Source organism: Nocardioides sp. LHD-245 (assembly GCF_030929495.1).
In the GTDB taxonomy this organism is placed as follows: domain Bacteria; phylum Actinomycetota; class Actinomycetes; order Propionibacteriales; family Nocardioidaceae; genus Nocardioides.
Genome location: NZ_JAVFWN010000002.1, coordinates 245,067 through 262,670, shown reverse-complemented (window position 1 = coordinate 262,670; position 17,604 = coordinate 245,067). Strand labels below are relative to the sequence as shown.

Below are 17,604 nucleotides of genomic sequence, written 5' to 3'. Positions count from 1 at the left end.
GGGGTGGCGTAGGCCCGGTGCGATGATGACGCCATGGATGCGGACCTGCCGCCTCGGATGGCGCTCTGGCGGCAGCGCATGCGCGCGGGCAGGCAACCGGTCGTCGCCGCTCTGGTCGGCCTGACCCTCCTGGTGCAGGCCGGAGCCTGGTGGACGATCGCCGCGGATGCTCCTGTCGGTACGGCGCTGGCTGCCGGACTCACCGTCGCCGGCGGCGCCGCAGCGCTGCTCAGCCGTGGCCGACGCCGCTCGCCCTGGTGGGCGGCGGCGGTGTTGGTGCTGGGCGCCGCCGTGGTCGCGGGCCCGTGGCTCACGCCGCCGACCTCCTGGTCGTCGCCCTGGTGGCCGATGACCACTGCCTCCCTGCTGGGCTGCCTGCTGCTCATCGATGGCGCCGGCAGGTGGTGGTCGTTCCTCGGGAGCCTCCTGCCGGTCGTGACCGCCGCTGCCGGTCTGGCGCTCACCGAGCCGGCTGACGGGCACCATCCGATTGGGACGGTCCTGGCCCAGGCCGCGCACCATGCGGGGATGGTCGGCGTCTGCGCGGCGGTGGTGTGGGCGATCTCGAGCGTCGCCGACCTCGTCGACCAGGCGGACCTGCCCGGGGAGGCCGAGCGCCTGGCCGCCGCTCGCTCGGCGGAGCTGCGCCGCATCCGGCCCGAGCTGGCGCGTCAGGTCCACGACCGAGTGCTGCCGGTCCTGCAGATGGTGGCGATGGAGCGCGCCGACGTCAGTGCGGAGACGTGTCGGGAGAACGCGGTCGCGCTGCGCCGGCACACCGAGCCGCAGACGGAGGTCGTCGACCTGGTCTCGGCGATCGCCACCACGCCCGCCGGGGCGGTGAGGGTGGACCTGCGCGGCGCGCCGGCCGTCGTCGTACCGCGCGTCGTCGGCGAGACGATGGTCGCCGCGGTCGCGGAGGCGGTGCGCAACGTCGCCCGGCACGCCGGGGTGACGCGGGCGGTGGTCGAGGTCGGCAGCCCGTTCCCGCTGGCTGCCGGCGTGCGGGTGCGCGTGATCGATCAGGGGGACGGCTTCGATCCCGCGGCGGTTCCGGCCGACCGCCATGGCCTCGCCGGCTCCATTCGCGACCGGATGCTGGCTATCGGCGGCACGGCTGCCGTCGACAGCGCTCCGGGGTGGGGCACGACGGTCACCCTCGGCTGGCGACCTCCGTCGGAGGCGCGCACCGGAGCGGCGCCCGCCGCCCTCGGCGTCGCGGGCGCCCGCCGCCTCCTGTGGCCGACGGCGGTGCACCCCGCGGCCAATCTGGTGGCCGTCGCCGCCACGGCCGGCTCCCTTCGAGCTCCGGTGCTCGGCGTCGTCGGAGCCACGGGCCTGCTTGCGGTCCTCCTGACCATGATCCACGGCGTGCCGCGCCGCCGCCTGTCGGGGAGGGGTACGACGTACGCGGCTCTCGCCATGGTCGTCTGCGTGGCCGCGGCCGGGGCGGCGGTGGCACCCGGGGCGAGTGACCCGTCGCTCTTCGGCACCGGGTCGTCGGCCGCCGCTGTCGTCGCTGTCGTCTGGGCGGTGCGCCCGCGCCGTGAGGCGGTGTTGACCGGGCTCGCCCTCACCCTCACCGTGCTCGCGGTCCTGGTGGCCCGGTTCTCCACGCCCGCGACCTGGTGGGTGATCCTGGCCGCCCCCCTGGTCGGGGCCGGCGTCGGAGCGGTGATGGGCGCCCTCATCCGCCGCGCCGGACATGAGGTGCGCGCGGCGGGCACCCTGTCCGGCTACCGGCTGGCGGGTGCGCCCGGCGCGGACCTGCGGCGTTTCGTCGGGGAGTTGGACCCGGTGGTGCCCTCGCTCCTCGACGGGCTCGCCGACGGCTCGGTCGACCCGGGGTGCCCCGGAGTGCGCCAGGAGGCGGCGGCGAGCGAGCGGCGGGTCCGGGAGGGACTGTCGTGTCTTCCCGTGCCGCGTACCTGGCGGGCGGTGGGGATCGCCAGGGACGCCGGCATCCCGCTGGTGGTGCACCTGGCTGCCGACGTCGACAGCCAGGTGGACGACGCGTTGGCCGGGCTCGTCGAGGAGGCGACCGACCGGTGGCTCCCGGGTGCCGACCGACGTCGCGCGGCGTCCGGTGAGCGCCTCACGGTGACCGCTCGGCGATCCGTGTCCGGGTGGCGGTTGTCGGTGCTGAGAGCCGGGCCCGGCGGCGCGATCGACCAGCAGGTGCTGACCGTGCCGAGCAGGCCGGGGGCCGAGGGGCTCGAGCCCGACGAGTCGGTGCATCGGCCGACTTGGCGGAACGTGCCGGACCGCGCAGGATCGACAGAATGACAGCGGACCACACCGCGCCATCGAATGACGCCGCAGCAGGTCCGGTCACGATCGTGGCCGTCGACGACCATCCCGTGGTCGTCGAAGGCCTGCGATCCGCACTGGAGCGGTGGGGGTACTCGTTCCGGTGGCTCGGATCGGCCCGCACGGCCGAGGGCCTCCTGACCCTGCTGGACGACGCGGCGCGTCCGCCGGACCTGGCGCTGGTGGATCTGAACCTCGGCGACGGGTCGGACCCCGAGGACCTGATCCGGTCCCTCACGGCTCGTGGTACCCGGTGTGTGGTGCTCACCAGCGAGAGCCGACCGGTCCCGCTGCGACGTGCGGTCGTCGCCGGCGCCGTCGGTCTCATCCTCAAGTCCGACCCGCTCGAGCAGATCGTCTCAGTGCTCGAACAGGTCGACCAGACCGGACTGGCCACCTCGAGCGAGCTGGCGCACGTGCTGGTGACCGACGACCAGGTGTGCGCCCGGCTGGCGCCACGCGAGCTGGAGGTGCTGCAACTGCTCGCCGACGGACACACCCGCCGGTCGATCGCCCGCGCATTCGACCCGCCGATCTCCGAGTCGACCGTCTCCACCTACATCGAGCGGGTCTTCCTGCAGTACCGGTTGCTGGGACGCTCGGTGCGCAACACCGTCGAGGCGGTGCGCGAGGCCGCGGCCGACGGGTACGTCGAGACCTACCCGGACCGCCGGCCGGACGGCCGCTGAGCCGGCTGGGCACTGATCGCCTCGACCGCCCACGTCGGTGTTTCCACCGACGTCGAATGTCCGACCTGACGGTGCGCTGCCTGATCCGTAGCGTCGGTGCCGTTCGAGAAGCACGGATGAGGCGATCGCGCTCCCGCGCCCGCCGTCACGAAAGGAACCTCATGAGACTCAGAGCCCGACGTTCGGCCGGCGGGATCCTGGCGGTGGTGATCAGCGTCGCCACCCTGATCTTCGCCGCTCCTGGTGTCCCGGCCGCGCACGCCGGAACCGACCCAGGCGGCTACACCTACGCGACCTCGTGCAACACGACACGTCACGACGTCGATTGGAAGGCGGCGGTGACGATCAGGTGCTACGTGCCTGCGCCCTACCGGACGTGGGAACGGCCCGTTCGGGCCTTCATCGTCTGTGGGACCTGGGAGGGCGACCGCAACCAGAGGTGGTACTACGGCGCCCGGGTGAACGGCAACGGCTACGCGTCGACCGCCGTGTGCCCCAACTGGTGGGACAACCGCATCTCCTACGGGTGGACCTATTCCTGAGTACTCGTCGGTGCGGGGTCGGTGATCTGGACCCCGCACCGACATGGTCGCTCGTGCCTCGCGCCGCGCTTGTGGGCGCTCAGCTCCGTCGTCGCGGCCGGAGGCCAGAGGGGCTCAGCCTCGCCGTCGCCGCAGCACCGCCTCGCCGAGGTCGACCACGCCGATGATCCCGAGGACCACTCCCAAGGGTCGGCCCTCGAACCAGCCGAGCTCGGTGTCCGGGAAGCCCAGGGCGAGGATCAGGCCGGCGCCGACGAGGACGACTCCGACGAGCAGCTGAGTGACCGTGTTCATGCCGCGAGTCTGGTCGGTTCCGCACCTGGGCACATCCGACCCGGGGACGGAGCGCCCGGTCGAAAGTAGGGGACGGTGTCCGCGCCACGCCGGGGCCGGGGGTGCGCGGGGTCCACGCCACGGTGGCTCGGCGGGTGCATGATGCTTGGGGACGGGACGCGGGTGTCCCGTACGACAGAAGGGGCTCGCTCATGCTCTGGACCATCATCGTCACCCTCGTGGGCGGCACGATCATCGGCCTCATCGGCAAGGCGGTCGCGCCCGGTGACCGCACGAAGTTCCCGCTCTGGCTCACCGTCGCCTGCGGTGTGGTCGGCATGCTGGTCGGCAGCCTGCTCTACTGGGTGCTGTTCGGCCACAACAACAAGTCGTTCGACGGCCACGAGGCCACCTGGGACAACGCGACCAACGGGATCGACTGGCTGCGCCACCTGTGGCAGATCGCCGTCGCCGCGGTCGCGGTGATCGTCGCGGCGACGCTGACCGGGCGCAAGCGGGTCTGAGGCGGCTCCTGCGCCCCTAGGGCCGGGTCATGGACATCAGGTCGAGCGCGGCGTCGAGCTCCTCGAGAGTGAGGTCGCCGCGCTCGACGTAGCCCAGGGCGAGCACGGTCTCGCGGATCGTGCTGCCGCTGGCGAGTGCCTGCTTGGCGACCTTGGCCGCAGCCTCGTAGCCGAGGTGCTTGTTGAGCGGCGTCACGACGGACGGTGACGAGGCGGCGTAGCGGAGCATCCGGTCGGCGTCGGCCGCGATCCCGTCGACGCACCGCTCGGCGAGCGTGACGCAGGCCCGGCCGAGCAGGCGGATCGACTCGAGGACGTTGCGGGCCAGGACCGGCATGGCGACGTTGAGCTCGAAGCTGCCGCTCGCGCCGGCGGCGGTGACGGCGGCGTCGTTGCCGATCACCTGCATGCAGACCATCAGGGTCGCCTCGGGGAGCACCGGGTTGACCTTGCCGGGCATGATCGACGAGCCCGGCTGGAGGTCGGGCAGGTGGATCTCGGCCAGACCGGTCGTCGGTCCGGAGCCCATCCAGCGCAGGTCGTTGCAGATCTTGGTGAGGCCGACGGCGGTCGTGCGCAGCACCCCGCTGAGCTCGACGAGGGAGTCTCGCGTCCCCTGCGCCTCGAAGTGGTTGCGGGCCTCGGTGAACACCTGACCGGTCGCCACGCTCAACGCCTCGATGGCGGCCGCCGCGAAGCCGGACGGGGTGTTGATGCCGGTGCCGACGGCGGTGCCGCCGAGCGGGAGCTCGCGGACCCGGGGGAGTACGCCGGCGAGACGCTCCCCGGCGTAGCGGACGGTGGCGGCATAGCCCCCGAACTCCTGGCCGAGCGTCACCGGCGTTGCGTCCATCAGGTGGGTGCGTCCCGACTTCACCAGGCCGGCGAACTCGTCGGCCTTCGCCTCCAGGGACGTCGCCAGTCGATCGAGCGCGGGTGCCAGGTCGTCGGCGACCGCCAGAGTGGCCGCGACGTGGATCGCGGTCGGGAAGGTGTCGTTGCTCGACTGGCTGGCGTTGACGTGGTCGTTGGGATGGGCGACCACGCCCTCGCGGGCGCACAGCGAGGCGATGACCTCGTTGGCGTTCATGTTGGAGCTGGTGCCGGACCCGGTCTGGAAGACGTCGATCGGGAACTGGTCGTCGTAGCGGCCGTCGGCGACCGCGTGTGCCGCCGTCGCGATGGCGCCCCCGAGCGCCGGGTCGAGTACCCCGAGCTCGACGTTGGCTGTGGCGGCCGCTGCCTTCACGTGGCCCAGCGCGTGGATGAGGGCCGGCTCGATCGGCGTACCACTGATAGGGAAGTTCTCGACGGCGCGCTGGGTCTGGGCCTGCCACAGCGCGTCGGCGGGGACCTGGATCTCGCCCATGGAGTCGTGCTCGGTGCGGAAGTCGCTCACCTTTCGACCCTACCCAGGTCGCTGATTGATTGTTCTAGTATGATGCAAACATGTTGATCCGCGTGGACCCCGCCAGCCCCCTCGGGTTGGCCGATCAGATCGCAGCGCAGGTGCGCGCGGCGGTCATCGGCGGGAGCCTGCGGGGCGGCGACAAGCTGCCGCCCGCCCGGGAGCTGGCGGCCGCGCTCGAGGTCAACATGCACACCGTGCTGCGCGCCTACGCAGCGCTGCGCGACGAGGGGATCGTCGACCTCCGCCGCGGGCGCGGAGCGCACGTGCGCAGCGACCTCGCCGAACCCGACCGGGAACGCGTCGCGCTCCGGCGCGAGGTGCGGGACCTGCTCGATCGTGCCGCCCGCATCGGCATCACCCCCGAAGAACTCGTGAACGAGATCCGGAAGGCCCTCCCATGACCAGCCCCCGCCAGCTCCTCGCCGCTCTCGTCGTGCTCCAGGCGCCCGCCTGGGCCGCCGGGGTGGGCCTCGCCCTTCGCGGTGACGTCCCCGACCCGGTGCCGACCCACTGGGACCTCGCCGGGGACGTCGACGGCACCCTCGCCCTTCCCGTCTTCACCGTTGTCGTGCTCGCCGTGGTCGGCGCGGCGACGGTGCTCGCGCTCGGCCTCGTCGCCGCCTCCGGCCGACGCTCGGCGCTGGCGTCGCTGGGCGCCGCCGGTGCCACCTGGCTCGCCTGGCTGCCGGCAGCGCTCTATGCGGCGACGCTCGTCGCGTCCGCTGACGCCGCTCGGGCCGCGGACGTCCGGCTGCCGCTCGTGACGATCCTGCTCGCGACGCTGCTGCCGTTCGTCGCCGCGCTGGTGGTCCACCGCCTGCTGCCGGGCCCGGTCTGGCGTGAGCAGCCGCTGCCGGCCGAGAGCGCGACCCTCGCGCTGGCCGACGGCGAGCGGGTCGCCTGGGTCGGCCAGGCGAGCTCCCGCTCTCTGCTGGTCCTGGGGGTCGTGCTCGGCCTGGGCACGGTCCCGCTGTGGTTCGCCGTCTGGCCCGCGGCGCTCGCCGCCGGGCTCGCCGCGATCGCGGTCGCCTGGGTCCACGTGGTCACGGTCCGCGTCGACGACGCCGGCGTCGCCGTCTCGTGGGGGCCGGCCCAGTGGCCCCGGCTCCGGGTCGGCCTGGCCGAGATCGCCTCGGCCGAGGCGGGCGACATCGAGCCGCTCCGCTGGGGCGGGTGGGGCTACCGGCGGACCACGCGGGGCCGCGCGGCGGTGGCGCGCCGGGGCGAGGGGCTCGTGCTCACGCTGCGTGACGGCCAGCGGTTCGCGGCGACGGTGGACCGGCCGGAGCCTGCCGCCGAGCTGGTGAACGCGCTCGTCGTGCGGCTCAGTCGAACAGCTCGCTGAGCCAGGACTCGCGCTTGCGCTTCTTGTAGTGGCCCTGCTGCGGCGGGTACTGCTGCTGGCGCGGCTCGCGGTAGCTGTCGTACTGCTGCTGCGGCGCCTGCTGCTGGGGCGCGGGCTGGGCCAGGTCGGCGGAGCGGTCGATGATCTTGTCGAGCTCGCCACGGTCGAGCCACACGCCCCGGCACTGGGGGCAGTAGTCGATCTCGATGCCGTTCCGCTCGCTCATCACCAGCGTGGACTCGTCAACAGGGCAGCGCATACCCCGTCAACGGACCGAAGGGGCTCAGGGTTCCCTCTACTCCGCGGAGCGCACCCGGATGCCGCTGACGGGCACGGTGACGGTGCCGCCCGGGTCGGTGAAGAAGTCGTTGCCCTTGTCGTCGACCACGATGAAGGCGGGGAAGTCCTCGACCTCGATCTTCCAGACCGCCTCCATGCCGAGCTCGGGGTACTCGATGACCTCCTGGCTCTTGATGCAGTCCTGGGCCAGCCGCGCGGCCGGGCCGCCGATCGAGCCGAGGTAGAAGCCGCCGTACTCGTCGCAGGCCTCGGTGACCTGCTTGGACCGGTTGCCCTTGGCGAGCATCACCATCGAGCCGCCGGCGGCCTGGAAGGACTTCACGTAGGAGTCCATCCGGCCGGCCGTGGTCGGGCCGAAGGAGCCGGAGGCCATGCCTTCCGGGGTCTTGGCCGGGCCGGCGTAGTAGACCGGGTGGTTCTTGAGGTAGTCGGGCATCTCCTCGCCGGCGTCCAAGCGCTCCTGGATCTTGGCGTGGGCGATGTCGCGGGCGACGACGAGCGGGCCGGTCAGCGAGAGCCGTGTCTTGACCGGGTACGACGACAGCTGGGCGAGGATCTCGCTCATCGGCCGGTTGAGGTCGACCTCGACGACCTCGCCGCCGGAGATGTCCTCGGCGACGCCGGCATCGGGCATGTACTGCGCCGGGTCGGTCTCCAGCTGCTCGAGGAAGACACCCTCGGCGGTGATCTTGCCGAGCGCCTGGCGGTCCGCCGAGCAGGAGACGGCGATCGCGACCGGGCACGAGGCGCCGTGGCGGGGAAGCCGGACCACGCGGACGTCGTGACAGAAGTACTTGCCGCCGAACTGGGCGCCGATGCCGAAGGACTGGGTCAGCTTGAAGACCTCCTCCTCCAGCTCGAGGTCGCGGAAGCCGTGGGCACTCATCGAGCCCTCGGTGGGGAGATTGTCGAGATAGTGCGCGGAGGCGTACTTGGCGGTCTTGAGGGCGAACTCGGCGCTCGTGCCGCCGATCACCACCGCGAGGTGGTACGGCGGGCAGGCGGCCGTGCCGAGCGAGCGGATCTTCTCGTCGAGGAACTCGAGCATCCGCTTCGGGTTGAGGATCGCCTTCGTCTCCTGGAACAGGAACGACTTGTTAGCCGAGCCGCCGCCCTTGGCCATGAAGAGGAACTTGTACTCCGGGCCCTTCTCGCCCTGGGCCGTCGAGTAGAGCTCGATCTGGGCCGGCAGGTTGGTGCCGGTGTTCTTCTCGTCGTACGTCGTCAGCGGGGCGAGCTGGCTGTAGCGCAGGTTGAGCTTCGTGTAGGCGTCGTAGACGCCCTTGCTGATCCACTCGCCGTCGTCGGCGCCGGTGAGCACGCCCTCGGACTTCTTGCCCATCACGATGGCGGTGCCGGTGTCCTGGCACATCGGCAGCACGCCGCCGGCGGAGATGTTGACGTTCTTGAGCAGGTCGAGCGCCACGAAGCGGTCGTTGCCCGACGCCTCGGGGTCGTCGATGATCTTGCGCAGCTGCCGCAGGTGGGCCGGGCGCAGGTAGTGGCTGATGTCGTGCATCGCCTCGGCGGTCAGGCGCTGGATGGCCTCGGGGGAGACCTTGAGGAAGGTCTGCCCGTCGGGCCCCGCGACGGTCTCGACGCCCTCCTTCGTGATCAGCCGGTAGGGCGTGTCGTCCTTGCCGGTGGGGAGGAGGTCGGAGTATCGGAACTCAGCTTCAGCCACGGCTACCGAGGATATCGCCGCGGGGGAACGCACGAGGGGCCGGGCCGCCTGCTGGCGACCCGGCCCCTCGCGACCGGTGCGGAGCGCGATCAGTAGATGATCGTGCTGGCCTGGCCGATCTCGATCACGGCGCCGACCGGCAGGCCGGCGGTGGAGGTGTCGAGCGTGATCTTCAGGGCGTAGATCTGGTTCGCGCGGATCGACTTGTTGACGACCTGCTTGTTGATCTCCACCTTGCCGAGGTTGGCGATCTTGAGCGTGGTGTTCGGGGAGACGTCGATCGGGATGGACTTCCCGGCGATGACCAGGTTGACCAGCGTCATGTTCATGGCGCCGGTCCACTGGGTCCCGACCCGCTTGCCGCTGGCGCTGACCCCGATGGCGTCGGCCTTGATCAGGCCGCCGAGGAGGTTGAGCCCGGCCAGCTGGTTGGTGTTGACGATCTCCGCGTCCTTGCCGGTCTTGCTCGACGTCGAGGTCGACGTGATGGCGCCGAGGGTGAGCAGGCCCGGGACGGTCACGGTCGCGGTGCTGTTGCGCAGGGTGCGGCCGCCGCTGGAGGAGAACGGGACACCGATCTGCGCGGTCGGGTCGCTGACGATCTTGATGTCGGAGCCGACGTTGGCCGCGATCCGGGTGCCGTAGGCGTTGCCGCCGAGGATGGCGCCGGCGTTCTCGTTGACGTGGATGAGGCCCTGGCTGACCGGGTTGACGAGGACCGTCGTGCCGATGTCGAAGCCGCCGATCGGCTTGAGCAGCTGGACGGCGAGCGCCCAGTTGACGGCGATCGCACCGTTGCCGTCCTGGCCGGACATGTCGTAGTTGAGGCTGACGGTCGCCACGCCGGGGACGGTCACCGCGAAGTTCTTGGGGATCTTCACCGGCAGGTCGATGCCGATGATCTTGATCCCCAGCAGCTGGGAGTCACCGGTGTGGGTGACCGTGCCGTCGGCGTGACCGGTCGTGACCGAGTTGGTCTCGATGGCGTCGACCTTGATCAGGCCGTTCAGCAGGCTGACGCCGGCGGTGCGCGCCCACGAGGTCAGCGTCGTACCGGCGCTGGAGTAGTCGGCCGTGGTCTTGGTCTGGGCTGCGCCGATCGTGAGCAGCTGGCTGACCTGACCACCGACGGTGCTGTTCTCCGACACGCGGGAGAAGTTGCCGCCGGACACGCCCGTCTGGGCGGTCAGGTCGGACTGCACGACCCCGCCGACGGCCTTGACGTAGGTCGCGCCGGTCGCGGCGTTGTAGGCCCAACCGGTGGTGTCGGCTGCCTGGGCAGGTGCCGGAACGGCGACAAGGCCCACGCCCATCAGGACGAAGGCGACAAAAGAGACGAACTTCCGCACGTTCACGGGACCCCATTCCCATCCGTGTTGACTGTATGAATTTGCCCCCCAGGCAAGCACTCCCGGACGGCATAGAGCGAGCCGGGAGAGTGTTCCCGGGAGTTCCAACGAAGGATCGTCCAGAATGTCACGCCCGAGGGCATAGGTGGGCGGAAATAGTCGTTCCTCCCGTGTGCACGTCTACGACGCGGTCGTGATCGGGGCCGGCCAGGCCGGGCTGTCGGCGTCCTTCCACCTGGCCCGGCTCGGCGTCGACCACGTCGTGCTGGACGCCAACGAGGCTCCTGGGGGCGCCTGGCAGCACCGGTGGGACTCGCTGTCGATGCATGACGTCCACGGCGTCGCGGACCTGCCCGACGCGCCCGCGCCCGGCGACTCCGGCGACCGCGCGAACGCCGTCGTGCCCGCCTGGTTCGGCGACTACGAGCACCACCACCGGCTCCCGGTCCTCCGGCCGGTCCGGGTCGACGAGGTGCGCAGCCACGGCGACCTGCTGGTCGTGCGGGCGGGGCAGCGGTCGTGGACGACGCGGACGCTCGTCAGCGCGACCGGCACCTGGACCCGGCCGTTCCTCCCGTACTACCCCGGCGCCGAGACCTTCCGCGGCGAGCAGCTGCACACCGCCGACTACCCGGGACCGGCGTACTTCGACGGCAAGCGGGTCGTCGTGGTCGGCGGCGGCGCGTCGGCGGTGCAGTTCCTGGGCGAGCTCGCGCCGCGGACCGACGTCGTCTGGGTCACCCGGCGGCCGCCGGTGTGGCGCGACCACTTCGGCGAGGACGCCGGCCGGCACGCGATCGAGCTCGTGCAGGAACGGGTCCGGGCCGGGCTGCCGCCCGCGAGCGTGGTCAGCGTGACCGGCCTGGCCCTGCGGCCGCAGGAGCAGGAGGCGGCCCGGCTGGGCGCGTACGAGCGCCGCAGACCGATGTTCGCGCGGATCGAGCCGGACGGCGTCCGCTGGGCCGACGGCTCCTTCGAGCGGGCCGACGCCATCCTCTGGGCCACCGGCTTCCGGCCGGCGGTCGGGCACCTCGCGCCGCTGCACCTGCGCAGCGAGCACGGTGGGATCGCCCTGTTGCAGAGCGGTGCCGACGTCCAGACGGCAACGACCGCGGTCCGCGACCCCCGGGTGCAGCTGGTCGGTTACGGCCCGTCGGCGAGCACCATCGGCGGCAACCGGGCGGGCCGTGCGGCCGCGCTGGCGGTCCGGCGCCACCTTCTCGCGCACCCCCTGGAAGCCGACGACGACCGTGCGCTAGCGTGACGCACGACCACCCACGGGAGTCCGCGGCAGCGGGCTGAGAGGGAGCTGGAGCCGCTCCGACCGTCACACCTGATCCGGATCATGCCGGCGAAGGAACGGACACCATGAGCGCATCCCCCCGTTTTCCCAGGCTGTTCTGCCTGGTCTCGCACCGCGACGACCTCGCGCTGCTGCCCGCGCTGGCCGCCGCCGGCGTCGACGGCTTCCAGGTCCGCGACAAGGCGCTGCCGACCGGCGCGCTGGTCACCCTGGTCCGATCGGTCCTCGCCGCGGTCCGGCCGGCCGGAGCCACGGTCGTGGTCAACGACCGGCTGGACGTCGCGCTGGCGGCCGGCGCCGCCGGGGTCCATCTCGGCACCGACGACCTCGCGGTCACCGACGCCCGGCGCCTCGCCCCCGGTCTGCTGATCGGCGCCACCTGCCGCTCACGCGCGGAGGTGCTCGCCGCCGCGGCCGACGGCGCGGACTACGCCGGCTTCGGGCCGGTGTTCGCGACCGACTCCAAGCCCGGCCTGCCCGCACCGATGGGCGTCGCCGCCGTCAGCGAGGCGGCCGGCCCGCTGCCTCTGGTCGCGATCGGCGGCATCACCGCGCGCGCCACGGGCGAGGTCCGCGCGGCCGGCGCACACGGCATCGCCGTGATCGGCGCGATCTGGCGACATCCCGACCCGGTGACGGCAGCGAAGGAGCTCGTCGCGGCGGTGGCCTGAGATGGCGACGGGCCTGCGCGTCGACGTGCTCGGCGCGGGGATCGTCGGACTCACCGTCGCCGAGGAGCTGCTCCGCCGCGGCCACGACGTCGCGGTGGTCGACCGGCATCCGGCCGGCGGGGCGTCGTACGCCGCCGCGGGGATGCTGAGCCCGGCCGCCGAGGTCTGGCACGGGGAGGAGGAGATCCTCCGCCTCGGGCTCGCGTCGCTGGCGCTGTGGCCGGAGCTCGCCGGGCGCCTGGGGGTCGGCCTGCGCCGGGACGGCACGCTGCTCGTCGGGTACGACGGCGGCGACCTCCAGCAGGTCGAGCGGCAGGCCGCGCTGCTGCATCGCCACGGCCATCCGGTCGAGCTGCTGGGCCGGGCGGGGGTGCGGTCGGCGGAGCCGACCCTGGCGCGCGCGGCCGGTGGGGCGCTGTTGCCCGGCGAGGCGAGTGTCGACCCGCGGGCGGTGTGCGCCTCCCTGCTCCAGCGCGTCGTCCTGCGGGGCGTGCCGCGCGCGGGAGCCGAGGTCACGGTCGTCGCGACGGGCGCGTCGCTGCCGCGGCCGTGGACGGGCCTGGTGTCGGGCGTGCGGGGCGAGATCCTGCGGCTGCGCTCGGACGACCCGCCGCGTCGTACCGTGCGCGGCTGGGTCGGGGGCGAGCCGGTCTACCTGGTGCCGCGTGGCGACGGGCGGGTCGTGCTGGGCGCGACGTCCGAGGCCCACGCCGCACCGCCCGTCGTCACCGCAGGGGGAGCACTTCGGCTGCTGTCGGCGGCGCGCACCCTGTGGCCGGCCCTCGACCGTGCCGAGCTCGTCGAGGGCACCGCCCGCGACCGTCCCGCGACTCCCGACGGGCTCCCGCTGGTGGGTCCGAGTGGCGTCGCGGGGGTCGTCCTCGCGGCCGGGCACTACCGGCACGGCGTCCTGCTGGCGCCGCTGACGGCGCGTCTGGTCGGCGACCACCTGGAGTCCGGCGCGATCGAGCCGGCCCTCGACCCGCGCCGCTTCGCCGGCGTCCTTCCCGAAGGAGCACGATGACCATCACCTGCAATGGAGAGCCGGTCGCCGTCGCCGCGGCGACGGTCGCCGACCTGCTGGAGCGCCGGCTCGGCGATCCGCGCCCCGCCGGGGTCGCGGTCGCGGTCAACGAGGAGGTCGTCCCGCGCGGCGACTGGCCTGTGCGGCGGCTGGCGGAGGGCGACGTGGTCGAGGTCGTGACGGCGGTGCAGGGCGGATGAGTACCCGGGTGGACGCACTGGTCGTCGCGGGGGAGACCCTGTCGTCCCGGCTGTTCCTCGGGACCGGCGGGCTGCCGAACGTCGCCCTGGTCGGGCCCGTGCTGGAGGCGGCCCGCCCGGCGCTGGTGACCGTGTCGGTGCGTCGCACGTCGTCCCTGGCCGAGGGCGGGCTGCTCGCGGCGCTGCGTGCGTGCGGCGTCCGCCTGCTGCCCAACACCGCGGGCTGCCTCTCGGCCCGTGAGGCCGTGCTGACCGCCGAGCTCGCCCGGGAGGCGCTCGGCACCGACTGGGTGAAGCTCGAGGTGATCGGCGACGAGCGCTCGCTGCTGCCGGACGCCGTCGAGCTGCTCGACGCCGCCGAGCAGCTGGTCGGCCGTGGTTTCGTCGTGCTGCCCTACACGACCGACGACCCGGTGCTGGCGCGCCGCCTCGCCGACGCGGGCTGTGCGGCGGTGATGCCGCTCGGCTCACCCATCGGCTCGGGACTGGGCGTGCTCAACCCGCACGCGATCGCGGCGGTGCGGGCGGCGGTCGACGTCCCGGTGGTGCTGGACGCGGGCGTCGGCACCGCGAGTGACGCGGCGCTGGCCATGGAGCTCGGTTGCGACGCGGTGCTCGCCGCCACGGCGGTCACCCGCGCCGACGACCCGGTCGCGATGGCCTCCGCGTTGCGGCTGGGGGTCGAGGCGGGGCTGCTCGCCCGGTCGGCCGGTCGGATCCCGCGTCGCAGTGAGGCTCGGGCGTCCAGCCCGGTCGTCGGGCGGATCGGATGAGCGTCCCCCGTGCGTTGCGTCATGCGTTCTGTGGGCTGGAGCCCACAGAGCGAATGACGTCCCGTCGACTACTCCTCCTCACCGACCGCACCCAGGTCCCTATGGACCGTTCGCTGTGCGACGTCCTCGGCGCGGCGGCCGGGGCCGGTCTGTCGACCGTGCTGCTGCGCGAGACGGACCTGGCCGACGAGGAGCGGGCCGAGATCGCCGGCCACGCGCGGTCGGTGGGGCTCGAGGTCGTGGCCGCGCACCGGCCGGTTCCGGGCTGCGCGGGGGTCCACCTGCCCGCCGCCGCGGGCCGGCCGGGCGTCGCGACCCGGTGGGGGCGCTCCTGCCACAGCCGTGCGGATGCGGTCGCCGCGGCGGCCGACGGCGCGTGGTGGGCCACCCTCTCGCCGTACGCGACGACGTCGAGCAAGCCGGGCTACGGGCCGCCGCTGCCGACCGCGGCCTTCTCGGGGCTGCCGCTGCCGGTTTTCGCGCTCGGCGGGATCACCCCTGCCAACGCGGCGCGGGCGCGAGCCGCGGGCGCGTACGGCGTCGCGGTGATGGGTGCGGTGATGCGGGACGACGACCCCGGCGCGGTCGTCGCCGCGCTGCTGCGGGAGGTGCGGTCGTGAACCCTCCGGTCGTACTGACGATCGCCGGCACCGACTCCGGCGGGGCCGCCGGCATCGCCGCGGACCTGACCACCTTCGCGGCGCTCGGCGTCCACGGGGCATGCGTCGTCACCGCCGTCACCGCCCAGGACACGACCGGTGTGCGGGCGATCCATGCCGTGCCGCACGACATCGTCGCGGCGCAGCTCGACGCCGTCCTGGAGGATCTCGACCCGGTCGCGGTGAAGACGGGCATGCTCGCGACGCCGGAGGTCGTCCGCCTCGTCGCCGAGCGCTGCGCGGACCGGCTGCTCGTCGTCGACCCGGTCCTGGCCGCCACCAGCGGCGCGCTGCTGGCGAGCGACGAGGTCGTCGCCGCCTATCGCGAGCACCTGCTGCCCGTCGCGACCGTCGCGACGCCCAACGAGGAGGAGTTCGAGGCGCTGGGCCGGCCCGACCGCCCCGGCGTCATCGTCACCCGCGGTGGCGACATCGCCACGACCAACGACCACGGCACCGGCTGCACCCACAGCAGCGCCCTCGCGGCGTACCTCGCCCACGGCGTCGACCTCCCGCTCGCCGCCGTCCGCGCGGACGCCTTCGTCGCCCGTCAGCTCCATGTCAGCTCGGACTGGACCCTCGGCCGCGGCCGAGGGCCGGTCGCCCACATCCAAGGAGATCCCGCATGACCGTGCACCCCGCCCACACCCGGATCGAGGTCGGTGACCTCGGCGTGCCCCTCACCCGCGTCGCCCTGACGAACGGCGAGACGTTCGACCGCTACTGCACCGAGGGCCCCGGCTCCGATCCTGAGGTCGGCCTGCCGCCGCTGCGTGCCGACTGGATCGGGGCCCGTGGCGACGTCGCCCCCTACGAGGGGAGGGAGACGCAGCTGCTCGACAACGGCCGCTCGGCGGTCCGGCGCGGCACCGCGCAGGGGGAGTGGCGCGGTGCGCGCCGGGCGCCGCTGCGCGCGTGCGGCGGGGCTGCGGTGACGCAGTTGGCCTATGCGCGGGCGGGGATCGTCACCGACGAGATGCGGTACGTCGCCGTCCGCGAGAGCTGCGACGTCGAGCTGGTGCGCAGCGAGGTCGCCGCCGGCCGCGCGATCATCCCCGTCAACGTGAACCACCCCGAGTCGGAGCCGATGATCATCGGTCGTCGGTTCCTGGTGAAGGTGAACGCCAACATCGGCAACTCCGCGGTGACCTCCTCGATCGCGGAGGAGGTCGACAAGCTCACCCACGCGATCACCTGGGGCGCCGACACCGTCATGGACCTCAGCACCGGCGAGGACATCCACACGACCCGCGAGTGGATCATCCGCAACAGCCCCGTGCCGATCGGCACCGTCCCGATCTACCAGGCGCTGGAGAAGGTCAACGGGGAGGCGGACAAGCTGAGCTGGGAGGTCTTCCGCGACACCGTGATCGAGCAGTGCGAGCAGGGCGTCGACTACATGACGATCCATGCGGGCGTACTGCTGCGCTATGTGCCGCTGACCGCGAACCGGGTGACGGGGATCGTCAGCCGCGGCGGGTCGATCATGGCCGGCTGGTGCCTGGCGCACCACGAGGAGAACTTCCTCTACACGCACTTCGACGAGCTGTGCGCGATCTTCGCGGCGTACGACGTCTCCTTCTCGCTCGGTGACGGCCTGCGCCCCGGCGCCACCGCCGACGCCAACGACGAGGCCCAGCTCTCCGAGCTGCGCACGCTCGCCGAGCTCACCGCCCGCGCGTGGGAGCACGACGTGCAGGTGATGGTCGAGGGGCCCGGCCACGTGCCGCTCCACCTCGTCGAGGAGAACGTCCGCCTGCAGCAGGAGTGGTGCCACGGCGCGCCCTTCTACACACTCGGCCCGCTCGCCACCGACATCGCGCCCGGCTACGACCACATCACCTCGGCCATCGGTGCCGCCACCATCGCCATGCACGGCACCGCGATGCTCTGCTACGTCACGCCCAAGGAGCACCTCGGCCTGCCCAACCGCGACGACGTCAAGACCGGCGTCATCACCTACAAGCTCGCCGCGCACGCCGCCGACGTGGCCAAGGGCCATCCCGGCGCCCGGGACTGGGACGACGCGCTGTCGAAGGCCCGCTTCGAGTTCCGCTGGCACGACCAGTTCGCGCTGTCCCTCGACCCGGTGACCGCCGAGTCCTTCCACGACGAGACGCTCCCGGCCGAGAACGCCAAGACCGCGCACTTCTGCTCGATGTGCGGGCCGAAGTTCTGCTCGATGCGGATCAGCCAGGACGTCCGCGAGCGGTTCGGCTCCGAGCTCTCGCCGGAGGACGCCGTCGTGGGGATGAAGGAGAAGTCGGCGGAGTTCCTCGAGCTGGGGGCGTCGGTGTATGTCGAGCCGTCAGCGGGGTGAGGGTGCCGTAGTTGTCCGAAAGCTGCGGCTGCGTAGCCGGTTGCGTTCCGAAAGCAGCGACGAGGACGGTGGGGAGGTGGCTGGGTTCGGCGGTCGGGTTGCGGTTCGCGGGTTGGGCGGTTGGGGCGCTTGTGTCGCTGAACGTGACGTCGATTGTCCGCACCCCCGGATCGGGGTTTCTCTTGTCCACAGGCGGGTTTGCGACGCTTTGAGGTGTCGTGGGTGGG

At 72.7% G+C, this 17,604-nt stretch carries 19 protein-coding genes and 1 riboswitch; of the genes, 14 read left to right on the top strand and 5 right to left on the bottom strand.

The features are described from left to right. The first annotated feature begins 33 nt into the window (after positions 1–33). The 3 genes from RB608_RS03900 (at position 34) to RB608_RS03890 (ending at position 3,541) form a co-directional block, all read left to right on the top strand. Complete coding sequence (locus RB608_RS03900) at positions 34–2,286, top strand: ATP-binding protein (RefSeq protein ID WP_308086493.1); 2,253 nt, start codon at positions 34–36, stop codon at positions 2,284–2,286. Next, entirely contained in the window at positions 2,283–2,999 is a 717-nt protein-coding gene (locus tag RB608_RS03895; RefSeq protein WP_308086492.1) for a response regulator transcription factor, read from the top strand. The genes RB608_RS03900 and RB608_RS03895 overlap by 4 nt, the downstream gene beginning before the upstream one ends. A gap of 206 nt (positions 3,000–3,205) precedes the next feature. Beyond that, complete coding sequence (locus RB608_RS03890; RefSeq protein ID WP_308086491.1) at positions 3,206–3,541, top strand: hypothetical protein; 336 nt, start codon at positions 3,206–3,208, stop codon at positions 3,539–3,541. 114 nt (positions 3,542–3,655) lie between these two features. Here the strand turns inward: RB608_RS03890 and RB608_RS03885 are convergent, their stop codons facing one another. Then, complete coding sequence (locus tag RB608_RS03885; protein WP_308086490.1) at positions 3,656–3,835, bottom strand: hypothetical protein; 180 nt, start codon at positions 3,833–3,835, stop codon at positions 3,656–3,658. A gap of 191 nt (positions 3,836–4,026) precedes the next feature. Between RB608_RS03885 and RB608_RS03880 the strand changes: the two genes are divergently transcribed. Further along, the gene (locus RB608_RS03880; protein WP_308086489.1) at positions 4,027–4,338 is read left to right on the top strand and encodes a hypothetical protein; all 312 of its coding nucleotides are present in this window, start codon (positions 4,027–4,029) and stop codon (positions 4,336–4,338) included. A gap of 16 nt (positions 4,339–4,354) precedes the next feature. On the opposite strand, the gene RB608_RS03875 is transcribed toward RB608_RS03880, so the two are convergent. Beyond that, positions 4,355–5,737, bottom strand: a complete 1,383-nt coding sequence (locus RB608_RS03875) for a class II fumarate hydratase (protein WP_308086488.1) — start codon at positions 5,735–5,737, stop codon at positions 4,355–4,357. Between the two features lie 50 nt (positions 5,738–5,787). On the opposite strand from RB608_RS03875, the gene RB608_RS03870 reads away from it, so the two are divergent. Together RB608_RS03870 and RB608_RS03865 are read left to right on the top strand one after the other, a co-directional pair. Further along, a complete protein-coding gene (locus tag RB608_RS03870) occupies positions 5,788–6,150 on the top strand; it encodes a GntR family transcriptional regulator (RefSeq protein ID WP_308086487.1) in 363 nt (120 codons plus the stop codon). Next, on the top strand, positions 6,147–7,094 hold the full coding sequence (locus RB608_RS03865) for a hypothetical protein (RefSeq protein WP_308086486.1): 948 nt from the start codon (positions 6,147–6,149) through the stop codon (positions 7,092–7,094). Before RB608_RS03870 ends, RB608_RS03865 begins: the two co-directional genes overlap by 4 nt. On the opposite strand, the gene RB608_RS03860 is transcribed toward RB608_RS03865, so the two are convergent. The 3 genes from RB608_RS03860 to RB608_RS03850 form a co-directional block, all read right to left on the bottom strand. Further along, positions 7,075–7,320 carry a zf-TFIIB domain-containing protein gene (locus RB608_RS03860; protein ID WP_392390965.1) on the bottom strand — a complete coding sequence of 82 codons (246 nt, stop codon included), beginning with the start codon at positions 7,318–7,320 and terminating at the stop codon, positions 7,075–7,077. The two genes, RB608_RS03865 and RB608_RS03860, sit on opposite strands and share 20 nt — an antisense overlap. A 69-nt stretch (positions 7,321–7,389) precedes the next feature. Further along, positions 7,390–9,078 carry a fumarate hydratase gene (locus RB608_RS03855; protein WP_308086484.1) on the bottom strand — a complete coding sequence of 563 codons (1,689 nt, stop codon included), beginning with the start codon at positions 9,076–9,078 and terminating at the stop codon, positions 7,390–7,392. A gap of 89 nt (positions 9,079–9,167) precedes the next feature. Beyond that, entirely contained in the window at positions 9,168–10,433 is a 1,266-nt protein-coding gene (locus tag RB608_RS03850; protein ID WP_308086483.1) for a choice-of-anchor P family protein, read from the bottom strand. Positions 10,434–10,599: 166 nt separating this feature from the next. Here RB608_RS03850 and RB608_RS03845 point away from each other — a divergent pair, with 166 nt between their 5' ends. The 8 genes from RB608_RS03845 (at position 10,600) to thiC (ending at position 17,377) form a co-directional block, all read left to right on the top strand. Further along, positions 10,600–11,691, top strand: coding sequence for an NAD(P)-binding domain-containing protein (locus RB608_RS03845; RefSeq protein WP_308086482.1), 1,092 nt, complete (start codon positions 10,600–10,602; stop codon positions 11,689–11,691). 3 nt (positions 11,692–11,694) lie between these two features. Then, a riboswitch (TPP riboswitch) is annotated at positions 11,695–11,805 on the top strand. Continuing rightward, positions 11,796–12,401, top strand: a complete 606-nt coding sequence (gene thiE / locus RB608_RS03840) for a thiamine phosphate synthase (protein WP_308086481.1) — start codon at positions 11,796–11,798, stop codon at positions 12,399–12,401. Its footprint overlaps the riboswitch before it by 10 nt. A gap of 1 nt (position 12,402) precedes the next feature. Next, positions 12,403–13,425, top strand: coding sequence for an FAD-dependent oxidoreductase (locus RB608_RS03835; protein ID WP_308086480.1), 1,023 nt, complete (start codon positions 12,403–12,405; stop codon positions 13,423–13,425). After that, positions 13,422–13,625 carry a sulfur carrier protein ThiS gene (gene thiS, locus RB608_RS03830; RefSeq protein ID WP_308086479.1) on the top strand — a complete coding sequence of 68 codons (204 nt, stop codon included), beginning with the start codon at positions 13,422–13,424 and terminating at the stop codon, positions 13,623–13,625. Before RB608_RS03835 ends, thiS begins: the two co-directional genes overlap by 4 nt. After that, positions 13,622–14,398, top strand: a complete 777-nt coding sequence (locus RB608_RS03825; RefSeq protein ID WP_308086478.1) for a thiazole synthase — start codon at positions 13,622–13,624, stop codon at positions 14,396–14,398. Before thiS ends, RB608_RS03825 begins: the two co-directional genes overlap by 4 nt. 101 nt (positions 14,399–14,499) lie before the next feature. Next, positions 14,500–15,018 (top strand): thiamine phosphate synthase, encoded by a 519-nt coding sequence (locus RB608_RS03820; protein WP_308086477.1) that lies wholly within the window; start codon positions 14,500–14,502, stop codon positions 15,016–15,018. Further along, positions 15,015–15,686, top strand: coding sequence for a bifunctional hydroxymethylpyrimidine kinase/phosphomethylpyrimidine kinase (locus RB608_RS03815; protein WP_308086476.1), 672 nt, complete (start codon positions 15,015–15,017; stop codon positions 15,684–15,686). The genes RB608_RS03820 and RB608_RS03815 overlap by 4 nt, the downstream gene beginning before the upstream one ends. After that, positions 15,683–17,377, top strand: coding sequence for a phosphomethylpyrimidine synthase ThiC (thiC, locus tag RB608_RS03810; RefSeq protein WP_308086475.1), 1,695 nt, complete (start codon positions 15,683–15,685; stop codon positions 17,375–17,377). Before RB608_RS03815 ends, thiC begins: the two co-directional genes overlap by 4 nt. The last annotated feature ends 227 nt before the right edge of the window (positions 17,378–17,604 follow it).